11 protein-coding genes are annotated in these 15,937 nt (G+C 42.6%); 5 read left to right on the top strand and 6 right to left on the bottom strand.

Features of this window, described 5'->3' with window-relative positions:
* Positions 1 to 35 precede the first annotated feature (35 nt).
* The 3 genes from QT979_RS17515 to QT979_RS17505 all read left to right on the top strand — a co-directional run bounded on the left by QT979_RS17515 (position 36) and on the right by QT979_RS17505 (position 2,644).
* Positions 36 to 1,262, top strand: coding sequence for an IS4 family transposase (locus tag QT979_RS17515; RefSeq protein WP_333311228.1), 1,227 nt, complete (start codon positions 36 to 38; stop codon positions 1,260 to 1,262).
* A gap of 889 nt (positions 1,263 to 2,151) precedes the next feature.
* On the top strand, positions 2,152 to 2,343 hold the full coding sequence (locus tag QT979_RS17510; protein WP_333311227.1) for a hypothetical protein: 192 nt from the start codon (positions 2,152 to 2,154) through the stop codon (positions 2,341 to 2,343).
* A gap of 115 nt (positions 2,344 to 2,458) precedes the next feature.
* Positions 2,459 to 2,644: a hypothetical protein gene (locus tag QT979_RS17505; protein WP_333311226.1), complete on the top strand. Its 186-nt coding sequence runs from the start codon at positions 2,459 to 2,461 to the stop codon at positions 2,642 to 2,644.
* A gap of 60 nt (positions 2,645 to 2,704) precedes the next feature.
* On the opposite strand, the gene QT979_RS17500 is transcribed toward QT979_RS17505, so the two are convergent.
* The 4 genes from QT979_RS17500 to hsdR form a co-directional block, all read right to left on the bottom strand.
* The gene (locus tag QT979_RS17500) at positions 2,705 to 4,288 is read right to left on the bottom strand and encodes a restriction endonuclease subunit S (protein WP_333311225.1); all 1,584 of its coding nucleotides are present in this window, start codon (positions 4,286 to 4,288) and stop codon (positions 2,705 to 2,707) included.
* Positions 4,285 to 5,718 (bottom strand): N-6 DNA methylase, encoded by a 1,434-nt coding sequence (locus tag QT979_RS17495; protein ID WP_333311224.1) that lies wholly within the window; start codon positions 5,716 to 5,718, stop codon positions 4,285 to 4,287. The genes QT979_RS17500 and QT979_RS17495 overlap by 4 nt, the downstream gene beginning before the upstream one ends.
* A gap of 41 nt (positions 5,719 to 5,759) precedes the next feature.
* Positions 5,760 to 6,605: a hypothetical protein gene (locus QT979_RS17490; protein ID WP_333311223.1), complete on the bottom strand. Its 846-nt coding sequence runs from the start codon at positions 6,603 to 6,605 to the stop codon at positions 5,760 to 5,762.
* Positions 6,606 to 6,695: 90 nt separating this feature from the next.
* Entirely contained in the window at positions 6,696 to 10,052 is a 3,357-nt protein-coding gene (hsdR, locus tag QT979_RS17485; RefSeq protein WP_333311222.1) for a type I restriction-modification system endonuclease, read from the bottom strand.
* Between the two features lie 560 nt (positions 10,053 to 10,612).
* Here hsdR and QT979_RS17480 point away from each other — a divergent pair.
* Positions 10,613 to 10,906: a type I restriction enzyme endonuclease domain-containing protein gene (locus tag QT979_RS17480; protein ID WP_333311237.1), complete on the top strand. Its 294-nt coding sequence runs from the start codon at positions 10,613 to 10,615 to the stop codon at positions 10,904 to 10,906.
* Positions 10,907 to 11,200: 294 nt separating this feature from the next.
* Positions 11,201 to 13,666, top strand: a complete 2,466-nt coding sequence (locus QT979_RS17475; protein WP_333311221.1) for a hypothetical protein — start codon at positions 11,201 to 11,203, stop codon at positions 13,664 to 13,666.
* A 374-nt stretch (positions 13,667 to 14,040) separates the two neighbouring features.
* On the opposite strand, the gene QT979_RS17470 is transcribed toward QT979_RS17475, so the two are convergent.
* Together QT979_RS17470 and QT979_RS17465 are read right to left on the bottom strand one after the other, a co-directional pair.
* A complete protein-coding gene (locus QT979_RS17470; RefSeq protein ID WP_333311220.1) occupies positions 14,041 to 14,889 on the bottom strand; it encodes a hypothetical protein in 849 nt (282 codons plus the stop codon).
* The gene (locus QT979_RS17465) at positions 14,882 to 15,916 is read right to left on the bottom strand and encodes a hypothetical protein (RefSeq protein WP_333311219.1); all 1,035 of its coding nucleotides are present in this window, start codon (positions 15,914 to 15,916) and stop codon (positions 14,882 to 14,884) included. The genes QT979_RS17470 and QT979_RS17465 overlap by 8 nt, the downstream gene beginning before the upstream one ends.
* Positions 15,917 to 15,937: the final 21 nt, after the last annotated feature.

Raw genomic sequence — 15,937 nt, 5'->3', positions numbered from 1 at the left:
CTAGGTATTATGTACAAAAAAGGAAATCAAGGACAGTGCCTTTAAAAAAATTATTATTAGAATCTCCCAAGCTCAAAAGTAAGGAGATATTCAAAGCTATAGAGATAGCAATTCCATCAACAGCAATAGAAGCGGCGATTCTCAAAACAAAAGTTAAAGAAAAACGGCATCGCGGGCTACCATCACAACTGGTAGTATGTCTAATAATAGCAATGAGCCTGTGGTCAAAAGACTCAATGCGGGATGTGCTAAAAAATCTAATTGATGGGCTTAATGAAGTCGGGTTAAAAACTGGTAAATATTGGAAAATCCCATGTAAAGCAGCTATTACTCAAGCCCGACAAAGATTAGGAGCAGGAGTAATGACACAGTTGTTTCATCAGTTGGTAAAACCAATGGCTACGGTTGAAACAGTAGGAGCTTTTCTCAATGGATTGAGAATTATAGCGATAGATGGAACCTGCTTAGACATCCCAGACAGTGATGAAAATGCCAGAGTTTTTGGCCGTCCAGGGAGTCGTCCAGGTACAAGAGCTGCATTTCCAAAAGCTAGATTAGTCATTTTAGTAGAAGCAGGAACACATTTAATATTCGATGCCTTAATCTGTCCATATAAGATAGGAGAAAGAGTAAGAGCGTTAAGATTATTACGCTCCGTTACCCCAGAAATGTTGTTGATGTGGGATAGAGGTTTACATTCCTATGCGATGGTAGAAGCTACTGTCAGCAAAGGTTGTGACTATTTAGGGCGAATTCCATCTAATGTTAAATTCACAAACGAAACACAACAAAAAGATGGTTCTTATTTGAGTTTGATTTATCCACCCGGTAAATTCCGAAAAAAAGGATTTCCACCTATAAAAATTAGAGTAATCGAGTATAAAATTGAAAATTTAGAGAAGCCGGAAGCCGAAACTAGATATCGTTTGATTACAAGTTTGTTGGATAATAAAAAATTTCCGGCCAAGTTACTAGCTTGCGAATATCATCAACGGTGGGAAGTCGAAAATACAATAGATGAACTCAAAGTACATCTCTTAGAGCGAAAAACTCATATTCGTTCTCAAAGACCGAAGGAAGTAGTGCAAGAAATTTATGGTCTATTATTAGGACATTGGGCGGTGCGGTCATTAATTTGTCAAGCAGCGCATAGTGCAGAGATTTCACCATTACGTCTGTCTTTTACGGGAACATTACGAGTTATTCGTCGTGCACTACCAAAATTTCAGCGATTAGAACCACAAGAACTTCCCTTTTTTTAAGTTGGTTAACTTTGGAGATACTTGACCAAAGTTTACCGGAAAGGGTTCAGAGAAATAACCCAAGAGTGGTGAAAAAGCCTGTTTCAAAATTCCTATCCAAAAAAGTTCAACATAGAGGTACTGGAATAAAAATGAATCCTCCTATTTTTACTGTTTTAAGCACTGCCTAGCCTTAAGTGAACCGTATTGCGTTATATGACATCTCTCAATGGCGCACTACCGTCTTTCCAAGCGCATCGTTTTGAAATTCGGTAGGCAGTCTGATCTCACGTTCTCAAGCATTACCTAACAGCCCTGGTGCAGCATTACCGTTTTCATAAATGGTTGCTGTCTCTATCTAACCGTTTCCATAAACGGGAGTCAAGGTTCAGTCAACCATTTCTATAAACGGACAAACAACCTTAATTCGGAGCCAACAATATACCTCTTGGGCGTGATTCTAGAGAGTAGGGGGTCAAGTGTAAGACAAAATGCAAAATGCGTAAGGCAGTACGTAAGACAACTAACTCCTGCACAAATATAGCCGGGGTATTTAGTTATTTACTTAGTTTTAGTTGGTGTTAATAAACTCCCAGATACTAGCTAAACCGTTATAAATCGGGAGTTTTGCTGTTTTAGCTGAAGCGTCAACCTGAGCAAATGTGGTACTAATCAGTAGTTATGGTTTTGGTGTTCTGGGTACTGTACCAAAGCTATAGTGTTTGTTTTAGTTGGGTCTTTCCGAGGTGTTTTACGCCGTGTCTTACATACACGTAAGACATAAGTAAGACTGTTTTAATATTTGTCTTACAAATTATTTTTTTGTCTTACTAGAAACCTATATAGTAAGTCAGGCAAAATATTGTTATATTTCCACTCCCTCTCGGACTTGTTGCAAGCGCTCAATAAGATGAGCAGGAGCGCTACCCGACCACTACAAAACGCGCAAAAACAAGCGAACGGGCGATCGGTGGCTCACCCCGCTAAGATTTCCGAAAAATGGGAGGTTAAGGGCGATCGGCGATCGGCTAGCGGAGAGCGCTCGATCATGTCCGTACCAAGCGTGTGGTGGTTTGAGAGTTTGCCTAATGCGGTTGAGTGATGATGAGATAAGTGCTGGCTGGTGAGCGATCGCATTCATCAACGTTTACAACAGAATTTGACCAGCTTCGGGCAACAGAGAAGTTTGGTTAAGGATTCATCAGACTCCTGAAGCCATGTCCGGTAAAGTTCGCCAAAGTGACATCTTGACTGCTCTAAACGATCGCGTTTTGGGTTTTCTTGCTTTCAGGCGGGAAGTCGATATGCTGAGATTGAGCAGAGTTGTAGGCGATCGCAAATACTATCACGGCTGCACCCACGATGACCCGAGCCAATACCCCTTTTCTAAACGTTTTGAATAGCATGAGATTCTGACGCAGTAATTGTTCTGAGTAATGGCGGCTTTGACGCGAGCTACAGGGTTACTCGAATCCCGGTAAGCTCAATTGTTTCGGTTCTTTGGCTTCAGGTTTTGCCTTGCAGCTTTTCTTTTCAGTTTTACCTTTTGCCTTTTTCTTTGTATCCAACTTCTCCCATTCGGCGCGAATGCGTTCTAAGAGGACGGAGGCGGGTTCATCGTTGGGGTTTTGGGGAACCAATTCGCCTCGGAAGGCTTTGGTAAGGATGGATTGATTGAGTTTGTCTAGGTAGGCTTTAGCTTCTTGGTATTGTTGCTCAATTTGCTCGGCAGTTTTGAAAAATAGTTCAACACGGCGGACGATTTCTTGTTGTTCAGCTAGCGGTGCAACGGGATATGGAGCAGACATCAATGCAGCCTGAGTTAACTTTCTTCTCCCTGTAGAACCAGATGTCAAAGGGATGAAGGGATAGAACATTAATGAGTAATTAACATAGTCAATTTCAACGCCATCTGTTGCTCGAAGCACATGAGCATGGTTATTCACCCATGATTTTCCAGAAATCTTATAGCAGAATGGTTTTGTTCGACCAATAAAAGTTTCATCTTCAACTACAACCACAAGAGCTTCATCAAATATATAATCATCAATCCAACCCACTTGACCATTAGCACCATAATAAGGAATATCACCTATCCGTTTTTCACGTTCATCCTTATTAATAGGAACACGCATTTTATCAAGACATTCAGCCACATCACCAATAGTTACCCAACTCCACTGGGTAGGTATTACTGATTTTTCAAAAACGCTTGGGTTGTTTACAGGTAAAAATTCTTTATATTTCTCCTTCCACTTATCATCTTTGGGCGTTTTCCCCTGAGCTTTCATCTTCTCCAGTTCAGCTTCTTCCCAACGGCGACGGCGTTCAGCACGAATGCGCTCTAACAGAACTGATGCAGGTTCAACATCAGGGTTTTTCTCTCGCCAATCAGCGGTGAGGTCGCCACGGAAAGCGGCGGCGAGGACTGATTGACGGAACTGGTCTAAGAGGACGGGAATCGCCTCAAGTTCCTCCTTCACCAGCTGGCTCCGAGCCTTCAACGCCTCAATTTTGGCAACTATGCGGCGTTGTTCGTTGAGGGGAGGTAGTGGTAAATTAAACTTCTCTATTTGAGAAGTGAACATGTGTTGTATTAAACTGCCTGTGTTCAGGCTATCAACAAACTTTCTAAATAAGCGCGATTTAAACAGCCATAAAAGATACCTGGGAGGTATCTGGATTGGAGTCAGACGAGCAATCCGTTGATTTAGAAGACAATACTCGGATTTTTCTGTAAGGCATATACGTCCTAGAAACTCATCTTGAAGCGATTGAGCCGTCAAGTTTATGATTAACTCTTCAGAGCCAACAATATAGGATGGAAACTCCTTTGCATATTGCTCTGGTAAATACCGTGTATTTTCCTCCGTCCAAAGAACGTTACCGCTCTTGTGAAGATTACCGGGACGGAGTAATTTAACACCACTTGACTGATATTCCTTACTGGGAAAAGCACGTCCATTCTGACAAAACCCTATTTGTTCCCAGCTTACCCATACCCAGCCTGTAGGAAGTTCTGGCAAATTATCTCTATCCTCAGTCACGCTATTTCTTCACCTTCTAATAATTCCGACAGCGCTTCCATCTCCTCCATCGCTGTCTGCAACCTTAGCATAATCTCAGCCGCGATCACATCTGGTTCCAGCAAACCATCCTCCGATTGCAAACTCTCATCCCTCAACCAAGAAATATCGAGGTTATTCCCCCGCTTGGCAATCTCCTCACGGTTAAAACAGCGCCAGCGCCCCGTTTCCCCTTGGTCAACACGCGGACTCTTCCCATTCGGGTCATCCCCATACGCCAACTCAAACTCATTAAAATGAGATCGCATCAGGGGTATCCGCTTCCCGAAACTGGGCATATTCGTCCGCAGGTCATACACCCACACTTCCTTAGTATTGCCCTTCTCCGTCGTCCCCCTTTGGAAAAACAGCACATTCGTCTTGACCCCTTGGGCGTAGAAAATCCCCGTAGGTAGCCGCAAAATCGTATGCAGGTTGCACTTATCCATCAAGTCAGCGCGAACATTGCGCCCCTGCCCATCCTCAAACAACACGTTATCCGGTAACACCACCGCCGCCCGTCCTTCCGGTAGCAGACTGCGATAAACGTGCTGCAAAAATACCAACTGCTTGTTCGAGGTGGGATAGGTAAAATCATCCCGCGTCGGACTGCCACCTCCTTTCTTCGTACCAAAAGGCGGATTCGTCAAAATCACCTTAGCCTTCGCCAACCGCTGCCCATCCGGTGAGAGAGTATCCCCCAACGTCACCTCTCCCTCAATCCCGTGCAGCATCATATTCATCAACAACAAGCGGTGGGCATCCTGCACCAACTCCATCCCATAAAACGCCTGCTGCCGTTGAAACACCTGTTCAGTTTCCGAGAGGGTAAACAAGTCATCCGTGCGTCGTTTAACATAGCGGTCAGCCGCAATCAAAAACCCTCCCGTTCCCGCTGCTGGGTCTTGGATTAGTTCCCCTGCTTGCGGTTTAATCAAGGACACCATGCAGTCAATCAGCGGACGTGGCGTAAAATACTGCCCTGCCCCGGACTTCTTCTCACTGGCATTCTTCTCTAATAGCCCCTCGTAGAGGTCGCCTAACCCTTCCTCTTTGGCAGAATACCAGTCCAACTTATCAATACTTTCGACCAGCTTACTTAAAATGCGCGGTTGTTTCAGCGCCGTTTGAGCGTTGGCAAAAATTGCCTGCACCCGTAGCGATGAAGCTTTAGATCCCAATTCCAGCAGCAGAGAGCGGTAGAATGTCAATTGTTCTATCCCCTCTTTCGCCGTCAAATCTGCCCAGCGTAACCCTTGGGGCAATTGGTCTTCCACCCCCGTCTCCTGCGCCATCTTGAGAAACAGCAGGTAAGTCAGTTCGGTGACGTATTGCAGGTAAGTAATGCCATCATCCCGCAGGACGTGGCACAAGCTCCAGAGTTTTTGGACAATATCGGTCGTTGCGTTCACTCGGTTCTTGATTAAAATATGCCTTCAACAGTTTAGCAATTTTAGTAACTTAAAGATTGCCAAAACCAATGGTCTTTAACTTTAATAACTCCATTACCCATTGAATCATAAGGACGGGAGATATCTTTATTATCTGACCTGTAAATAAAATCAGCAGCTCCATCTCCAAATCCATAAGTCCTTTGCCGGAATTGAATGATTTTCGCCTCTCCTTCTTTAGTAATTTTGATATTTCCTCGAACGAACTTATTGCCCCTATTTGCAAGATAGCTATATCGGCAGGGAAGCTCGACAAAACCCTCATTATTAGGAGTCAAACTCCCGGAATCAACTAAAGCCACTACCGCTTCAAATTCCGATAACTTTGAATTGAAATTTTCCTGCGTAATATAAGGGGTTTCGCTTAAAAAGATAGCCAAGCAAAACATTACACTAATTCCCCAAGGAACTATAGCGGCTTTTCTCTCCCATGGCTCGATGTGCTTCCAAAAATTCCGATTGAGTACCAGTAGTGCAACTCCCGACCTCAAAAAAGTATAGATTTTCGGAAAAGCTATCGTAGCCATACTAAGCCCAATAAGCCAAGGATATAAAAGAGCTATTGTCCAAACTACAGAAATCCTTATAGCTGAAATGTCTTTTCGAGCTAAGTTGTTATCTGAATAAATTGACCACCAAATCGGCCAGAGAAAGAGAATTATAAAAAATAAATAGAAAATTCCCATAATAAGAGGCCAAAAATCTAGCTTCCATTGAATAAATCGCTCTATCGATTGACAGGGAAAGAACTCTAACAGCAACATCAACGAACCAATAACCATTACTACCAGCGAAATTACAGTAGCTTTGGTATTTAATAGAGAGCGATGCTTAGGTCTATAATTCATAGTCACTTTGAAATTAAAAAACAACAATATTCAGAACAACTTTGTGTGTGATTCTTAAAAATTTTTCTAATTGTTCAAGTTCTACAAATTCTAACTTGCATTCTCCCAAAGGTTACTGCTAATTTCCACTAAAATCTCCTCTAACCGCCCATCAAACGCTTTATTAATTCTCTCAAATCCTCCACCTTGCGCCTTGAACGCTCCCCGGTCAAAAGCATCTCGGTCTACAATAACCTCTGTCTTCAACTGCTGACCAATTCGCTCCAACCACTTGCGCTGCGGTGCAGTCCAAGCGCTACTCGCCAGGATTTTCCTCATCGCCTTATCCACCCGTTCGCCATAAGGCATTAAAGCATCCCCCAACGCCGCCTGCCGGATAAACCCAATAATCGAAGCAGCAATATCCTCATTCGTCATCTCCCGCCACGCCACTTGCAGATTAGTTTCCGAAAACCCCGCCGCATCCAACAACAAACGCAGTTCCTTAAGTTGCGCCCTCGTCAAGTCACGCGGTCGCTGAGTCACCACCAGCAGCGCCGGGAGTTTATTCAAATTCTCCCGCAAAAAGGCTCTAAAGCCATCCAGATAGTCTTGCGGTCGTTCGGCATCCCCATAGCCTCGTTCCACACTCCTCAACACATCCTGATGCCGGGAAATGAGAACTGCTTGCATCCCGCCATCCCGTCGGTCTAACATTTGGGCGATTTCTTTTCTATCCCGCAACCACTGCGCTGCCTCACTGGGGCTAGATTCGCGTAAATGGCTTACCATGCCCTCAACAGGCATTCCCGCCAGCGTTTCAATTGCCTCCTTGCTGTCATCCGAGAGCGATCGCTTTTTGCGCTGCAACTTCGCCAACAGTTCATTAATAATACTCTCAACCGCCGCCGAATTCTGCACTCTCCCCAACTCATCGACCAACCGGCTAAAGGAAAAATTAGGCTGATTGACTACGGGCTTCATCTCGGACACCTTTGAGATGGCGGTATAAATATCTACCGCATCAAACACCCGAAACACCTCTTTACCAATCTCGTCACACAGTCGAGTCGCCCGCCCCAACATCTGTTCGTAAAGTATCCGGGAATTCACCCGTCGCATAAACACGACATTGCAGATTTCTGGAACATCAATCCCCGTCGTCAACAAATCTACTGTCACCGCAATTTTGGGATTGACCTCATTTTTAAAGCGGCGAATCAACTGCAACGGCTTATCGGCATTGCCGGTAATCTTCAGCACCGAGTCATCTTCGACGCTACCATACTTGTTTTCCAAAGCAATTTTCAATTGATCGACCACAATATCGGCATGAGTGGTATTGACGCAGAAAATCAGAGTTTTTCCCGGTAACGCAGGGTCAATATTTTCCGCTAAATACTCACAAACCACCCGATTAAACTCTTGCGTTACCACCCGCTTATTAAACTGCTCAACATCAATGCGGACAGTATCCGGGGCGTGAACCAAATCTAGCTGCCCTGTTTTGGGGTCAAAAAACTCCATCTGGTCGCCTGGGTTCCAGACAATACCATCTTCAGAAAGGGCCGTCCTAATCCGATAGGGCGGTTCGTGGTCAATCAACCAGCCATCAATCACCGCTTCCCGATAGCTGTAAGTGTAAACGGGTTCTCCAAAGATTTGCGTTGTGTGCAGCGCTGGAGTTGCCGTCAGACCAATCTTCACCGCATCGAAGTAATCCAGCACCCGTCGATACTTCGATATGTACTCGTTAAAGTCCCGAAACGTTAACTCTGTTTCGCTCAACTCTTGGTCAAGCAAATACCCCCGATGGCACTCATCCACCACAATGCAGTCATACTGGTCAACGGTTAGGATAGTCGTTTCATCCGAAGGGTAAAGCAAGCGTTTGACAAAGCTTTGGACAGTAGCGATATGAACTTTAGTATCGCTGTCAATGTCCCGCTCTCCCAATTCCTTAATCTCAAAAATATCGGAAAATGTCTGAAGACTCTCCATCCGAGTATCTTTAAACGCATTCGCCGCCTGTTCTCCCAACGCTGTGCGGTCAACTAAAAACAGCACCCGACGAAAGCGCTTAGTTTTTAACAACCGATAAACCAAAGCAATGCAGGTTTTGGTTTTTCCCGTCCCCGTTGCCATCGCCACCAAAAGTTGCCACTTATCAGAGGCAAGTCCTGCCTCAACCTTCTGAATTGCCTTTTTCTGATACTCCCTCAGCGTGAAGTTGTAGTTAAATTCTTCTTGAGCCAGCTTCCGATGCGCTTCCTCAATGTTTTGTTCGAGTAAATCAAGCAATCCTTGGGGAGAATACCAACTTTGTAAAGGACGGCGCAAGTTTTCCGGACGGCGTAAGTCACAAAACCAAATACCGCTTTTTGTCCGCAGTTGCTCTAAAAACTCCCTACCATTAGTTGCAAAGACAAATGGCACTTTAAACTCACCCCAAGGACTGCCATCTGGTAAGGTTTCGTTCCCCTGGATTTGATAGCCCCGACTGTAGCGCTTCGCCTGGTCAATGGCACCGGAAACGTCTGTACTCCTGCGCTTGGCTTCCACCACCGCCACAACTTGCAATCCCACAAACAACGCATAATCAGCGCGTCCGTGTGCTGTGGGATATTCTGAGATCGCTAAGTTTCTCCCCTTTTGAGGACGGGTGCCACTAGCATAGGTAAGTTCCTCTGAGTCTACCTCCCAACCCCCTGCCCTCAACTGAGCATCAATTAAACGACGTGTTTCTGGCTCATCCAGAACAACTTCCTTCTCCGCCTGCTGTGCTTGGCTAATGGTTTGTTGTAGAACTTCAGGGGGCTGACTAACAGCACTCGCTTGCAGTTGAGTCAGATGGTTCAAGGCTTCTTTTGCTTCTGCTTCAGCGTCTTGCAGCAACTGTTCGGCTAACTGCCTCAGTTGCGCCTCCTCCGCTACTTTCGCTAACGCCATTTCCACAGCCGTTCGGCTTTCGTTGGCTTCCTGCCGCAGCCGTTCTAACTCCTGCTTGAGTGCCTCGGTTTCCCTCACCGGGTCAGGTGGTGGAATAAACGCCCCAGCTTTAAAGTTCGTATCTCTACCAAAACTCTTCTGAAACCAGATACCCAGTTCCCTGGCCAACTTTAAGTTACTTAATGCTGCGCGATGGTCGCCCGATAGGGCGTGGTTGGCATCATTTCCCGCGCGGCGTAACTCGTGGAAGAATTGGTTAATCTGACCAGGAAGAAAGCCCTTATCCCGTAAGCGGTTAAGTAACTCAATTTGGGATTCCTCGGTGTCACTCTTGTAAAGACCAGCATTCGCTGCGACCAACTGCGCCAAGACTTCCCCAAACTGACGCAGTTTCATCAAACAGGTTACGGGGTCAGTGGCAAAGTATTGCTCTGCCAGCGTTCCTAAGCTTACTAACAGTGGTTCGTGAACCTTTAGGAAAGCAAAGTTGGGTGAATTGAGCGTGTTATCCTGTGACATTAGTTAGTGTCTGTAGAGGACTTTTTTCGGCAAAGCAGTTTAATAACTGTGTTGTAGCGGACTAACGAAAGCTTTTAGTGCATCGCGAAAGTTACTGGTAGCTGCTGAACACGAACTTTATCAAGAAAAACACTTCGCTCAAATAGCTTTCTGATACTCTGCCATCCTCCCAAACGGCAACCGACAGCGATCGCATCTCCCATTCTCCCACAGTGCAGGTATCTTGAATTGTGCTTCACACTGGGGACACTTCGCTAAAAGCTTAAGCTGATGGCGATGGCTGATTAGGATAAGAATTGAAATGAAAGCGTTCCAACGTGCCACTACAGCCCAATTTTCGCTATTTGCCCTACACTAACTAGGCGTTAAGTGATTGCCTCTCCTAAACCGTCCTAAAAAATGACTTAAACTTTCTCCTGACAAAAGTGCGATCGCAAATAGCCAAGGCTGAATTTCACTATAAGTCATGCGTACTCCCTAGCCACTTCCTGCAAAACAGTCTTTTCAACCTTCTTAAACCCTCTGGATAGAGACTTAATTGCCGTCTCCCTTAAAATCTCATCCAAGCGACCAATCTGGGGGGTAACAACCAGGCCCAAACCCAGAGTGCGCGGAACGTGATGGGACAAGACCAATTGCGAGAATTGGCGATCGTCCTGGTACCACGGGTACGCAAAAACGCTTCCATCGACTGGAATCTCAAAGAAAGCGTCCGAGCCCGAATGAAGGTGATGGTCAAACGTCTATTGAGAGAATACGGCTATCCACCCGATATGCAAGCTCTTGCGATCGAGCTAGTGTTAGAGCAGGCAAAGGTTTTCACCGAGTTTCAAGTAGAGACAAATCGTTCCTAATATTACACAGGAAGATTAAAACTCCAGTAGCGAAGCTGTAACATAGAGATAAGGATGGTATAGGTTGCGAAAAGTAAAGGAAACCCGCCATTGTGAGTACAGTGAGGATAGGCGGGGAAGCTGTTATATTCTGATGAAGCTGTAGCTAGTTTTAAGCCCTGGGTCAAGATATGTACCTATCCTGATGAAGCTGTAGCGGTTTTAAGTCCTGGGTCAGCATATACCTATATACTGAGGTAGCTGTAGTAGCTGCAAGTCATAGATGGAAAAATACTGTTACTTTTTCTGAGTAGTATGGGATTACAAATTAGTAGACAAATGGATGAGGTATTTGTTAGAAAGCATCTTCCTCATTCACTTTCTATCCTTAAAGAAGCCAAGGCTCAAAACATTCCGAATGATTTAGAGCAGATACGTTCGCTTATTGTGCGAGAAGGGGACGCGAACGCCTTTAGTTTAATCTTTTGCCCTGACTTTATCTCTACTTTTATCGCCTCCTATCTTAGCGGATCAATGGCTAAAACAATTCTTGATTGTTGGGCTGGCATGGGTGAGATATTGTCTGTACTTGTTAAAAACTTTAAGCCTTCGGTAGCAATTGGTATTAATAACCTTATTAGCGAATACGAAGTAGCAAAGCTACTGCATCAAGATACAACAATTGATTGGAGATTAGGTGATCCGCTTTTAATACTAGATGAAATTAATACTAAATTTAATGTGGTTATTGGGTGTCCACCTTTTCTATCTCATCTCAGCTCGCTAACACTGACTGTAGAAAATAATGTAATTGAGCTTGAGGACTCTTGGACAAACCTAATAATTTTGAAAACTGCACTACGGCTAGATGCAGAAGGAGTGGGTTTCTTTATAGTCCCACCAGCATTTCTGAAAGAGCAAGAAAAAGAGAGCAGTATTTATAATAACTTGGAACGCTTCGGTTTATTTATTGATGCTGTGTTGTATATACCGTTTGGAAATTTTGATCCTGGGGCGGTGATGCCGGGGTTATTGATTATTATTAAAAGAAAAAAAGCTTCATGTTTATTTGTAGGTGAGCTAACCTCTGACTTGAGTAATAGTAATACTTTACTAAAAAATCTCAAAGCGCGAAAAACGGCAAAAACTCCTCCCCATCAGGGCGCATTAGTTGAGTTAACGTCTTTCCGTTCCTTTCCAAAACTCGTTGCTCAATATGATATTGAAAGAAGTGTTAAAGATTTAGGGTTGTTACCTATCCCAATTTCACAACTTTGTACAACGATCAATTTTTTCACAAGTACACAAACTGAAGAGTTTTCTGACCTTCCAAATGCTGTTTACTTACCGATAACAAGGAGAAAACTTACTGTTTATTCGCTAGCTAGTCTCAATATTCAAGAGCAGCAGGACTACATTCAAATAGTTTTAAATTCTGAGAAAGCTATTGCCGAGTATGTAGCTAATTTTTTGAATACACCGTTAGGTCACAAAATTCGAGAATTACATTCAGAACGCACTGATAGGTATATCGTACAGATACGTAAATCCGAGGTATTTAATATAAATTTATATCTACCTGAGCCAGAGGTTCAGAGAAAAATTATTGGTATTAAATCCGTTATTACTAATCTATCTACAGAAATAGAGGCTTTAGAAAAACAGCTATGGAACTACCCGCAAAAGTATAAAGAAACTCAGAAGGCTGTTAGTTTGTTAAATCATGTTGATAATTTTGAGGCTTGGCTTGAGTCATTGCCTTTTCCTCTCGCATCAATTCTTTGGGTTTATCATGCTGATGATAATGCTAAAGATAAAGTAGACCATCTATTTCACTTTTTTGAAGCCTTATCTCAATTTATATGTATTGTAATGTTGAGTTCTTATGCAGCAGACTCAAATTTTTATAATGAAGAGTCAGTAGCTTGGATAAATTTAGACCCAAAATATAAAGGCTGGGAGCTTACGCCTAGTTTTGCAAGCTGGATACATTTAGGTAGAAATTTAGCTAAAGCAACCCGTAGACTTAAAGATGATAAAACAAAGCAAGAAAGACTTTTAGAAGCATTTGGGAAACCAGAGTCCGATTTTTTAAAAATGCTCACTGACAAGAAATTATTTAATGAACTGGATGAAATTTGCAAATATCGCAACGAGTGGAAAGGACATGGAGGAGCTACTAATTCTAAAGAAAATGAACATCGTCTAACTTTGTTGGAATCTAGTCTAGCCAGAGTTCGGCAGATAATTTCAGATCGTTGGGAAACTTCTTTAATGCTTTGCCCGGGTAGCTGCAAATATAGCGAAGAAATTTATAAATATGAGGTTAGTGCCTTATTGGGTACAAAAACTACTTTTAAAAAACAAATAGTGCAAACTCTTGTCCCAATGGATGAGAAAAAGCTTTATATTTTACATAAAACTCAGCAGCGTCCTATTGAGGTTCTTCCTTTTATTCGGTTAATGGAGAGTCCAAAAACACAGCAAATTGCTTGTTATTTTTATAATCGAACTTCTAACGAAAATATACGTTGGGTGTCTTATTACTTTAGTGACGATGCTGAAATTATTCGTCCTGGTACAGAGATGCAGTCTGCTCTATCTTTGTTACGCGCTAAAGATGAGCTTGACTCACGTAGTGACGAATTAAAAGCAGTACGGGCTGAAAATCAGCGGTTGCATATAGAGCTAGGTAACTCTGAAAGTGAAAAAGAATCACTTAAACAACAATTGGCGGAAGCTAAATCGAAACTTGAAACAGAAGGCGCTGATCGGGAGTAAAGTGAGGTGAAATTCTCCAAGCTAAACCAAAATTATGTTCCGATCATCATTCCTTCCAAAAAATTAACATCCGACGCGACCATGAGTTTTAGCAAGCTCTGGGCTAAGCGGAAAAAGTCTAAAGTGAATGGGGCTGACTTTGAGGCGCTTTTGGAATTACTTGTATTTTAATGAAGCTGCAAAAGGTACAACCCCCAGGCTGGAAAAGTTGAGTATCCTCGCCTAGAACAAGGTTTTGGAGTGAGTGGGAAAATTTGCTTATCCTGATGGAGGGGTAAGGATTATAGTGCCTAGATAAAGAAACTAAGCAAATTTGCTTAGTTTTCTTCCAGTGTAAAGCCCTGTTATCCAACTACTCTCTGTTGCTTAAAATTTTAATGGGTTTGTTGCTGGCGGTATTTTGTCCACATTATATTGAGTTTTCCGCGCATCTGCTTCCAGATAAAAGAGGGAATTAATGGACTGCTAGAACGAGCTAGTTGATATTCGTGCATTATCTTAATTGCATCAGATTCGGTAACATTCTGCGTATTAAGTAAAACTTCAATTCTTGACTCAATTTGAGAAGCTTTTTGACTGAATTCGTAGTAACCTATAACTCTACGAAATAATCCGAGTACAAAAAACAGCATCAGGCTAGAAGTTACGATACGCCCAATATTTATCAGAGCATCCCTATTGCTTAAAGTTTGGATACAAATGATAAGGCTACCTAAAACTATGACAAAAAGAGAAAGGGAGATTACTAAACAATACTGAAACATTTTTTCAGATAAATGTTTGCTCCACCATGCGGACTCTTGAATATTCTCAAGAGCTTTTTTTTCACCTAAAGGTCGTTGACTTGCAAAATAATTTTCTCCTTGAGTTTCACGAGGAGCTAGTTTATGCAAACTATCAGGAGTTTTGATATATAAATCCGATAATTCTGTATTGGATATTGACCAACCAAAAGAATCTCTAGCATCAAGTTTTCTCCTTAATGCTTCAGCAATGTCTTTTATCGTATCCGACCGCCATAAAGAAATTTCAGAAGCAATTTCTAGAATTGCCGCTAAAAAAGGTGCGTAGATTGGAAAAATTACCAACAGGGCAGAAGTTAAACCAACAAGAAACACAAAAAATTTACAACTAATACTCAACCACCACCATTTTTTCGCAAGCTCAAAATAAGCTTGAGATAGTGGCTGTAAATCATCATTTGGAGGGGAGTTATTAATCATAGTTAGGAAATTTCGAGCCAAAAATACTTTGCCAGTGTTTAATTGCGTCTTTGTGTTTTGAATTTAGTTCGTAAGTTAAAGCATATCCAGCATACACTGAAGCACTAGCCATCGCCTCTCTGACTTTTTCTTTTTGCGACCAATCTAAGTCGGCATCTAAATCCGGCTCTAAACATTTAAGATCTGGGCAAGGCTGGTTAAGATAATACGGACACCTGTCAAAAAACAACTTCACTCCATGTGGTAAACTAGCAAATTTTGGAGACAACTCAAAAACTTTAATTGCCAAAGTCTCAAAGTAGTAGGATGATAACCTTGGTCTATTATAAGCTATACTATTCCAATATTTCAGCAACCTAACAACTGGAAGAAACTTTCCGTCGTGATATTTATTAACTCTAGTAGTATTATCCTCGTCTATTCGAGGGTCTGTAGGTTTCCAATTACCCTTACCATCAGGAATTAAAAAGTAAGCTGTACCACCGTAATTATTAAGCATTGGAATAGCAGGAACAATATCATAATTCCAGCTATAAGAATTTAGCTTTAGCGTTACAACTTCTCCACGTCTACGAATTTCTGCTTTTTCATAATTTTTTACAGAAGAAAGATGACATTTAATTCTATTCAAAAGTATCGTTGAATTAATATAGTCATTGTCATCTAAGAACTGTTCCAATGCCATTGAGGGTCGAGTACCCATTAAAGCAATTGAAGGTCTAATGAATTGGAGCTTGTGTGTACGAAATAAGCTAACTTTCTCAGCAACTCTCTTACTGCCATTAAGTATAACCAAGAAATCGATATCATCTAAAGGTTTTATTTTGGTTCTCCTCGCAAAGGAGCCAAAATTTATAAATGGGGTGTCAGATTTAAGCTCTGGAAAATCCGAATTGTTCTTGGCTAGTATTTTTATTTGGGTAAACAAATTATCTCGGCTTGCCCTTGCTTTTTTGGTATTCTCAGGATCGAGATCGACAACATCTCTACGGAATTGATCAAATGCACCCCCAACGGTCAGTGGCATAGTTATTTACTCCCTCACCAA

Source organism: Microcoleus sp. w2-18bC1 (assembly GCF_036700365.1).
Lineage (GTDB): Bacteria > Cyanobacteriota > Cyanobacteriia > Cyanobacteriales > Microcoleaceae > Microcoleus.
The sequence above is the reverse complement of the archived record's forward strand: the minus strand, read 5'-3'. Positions and strand labels throughout refer to the sequence as shown.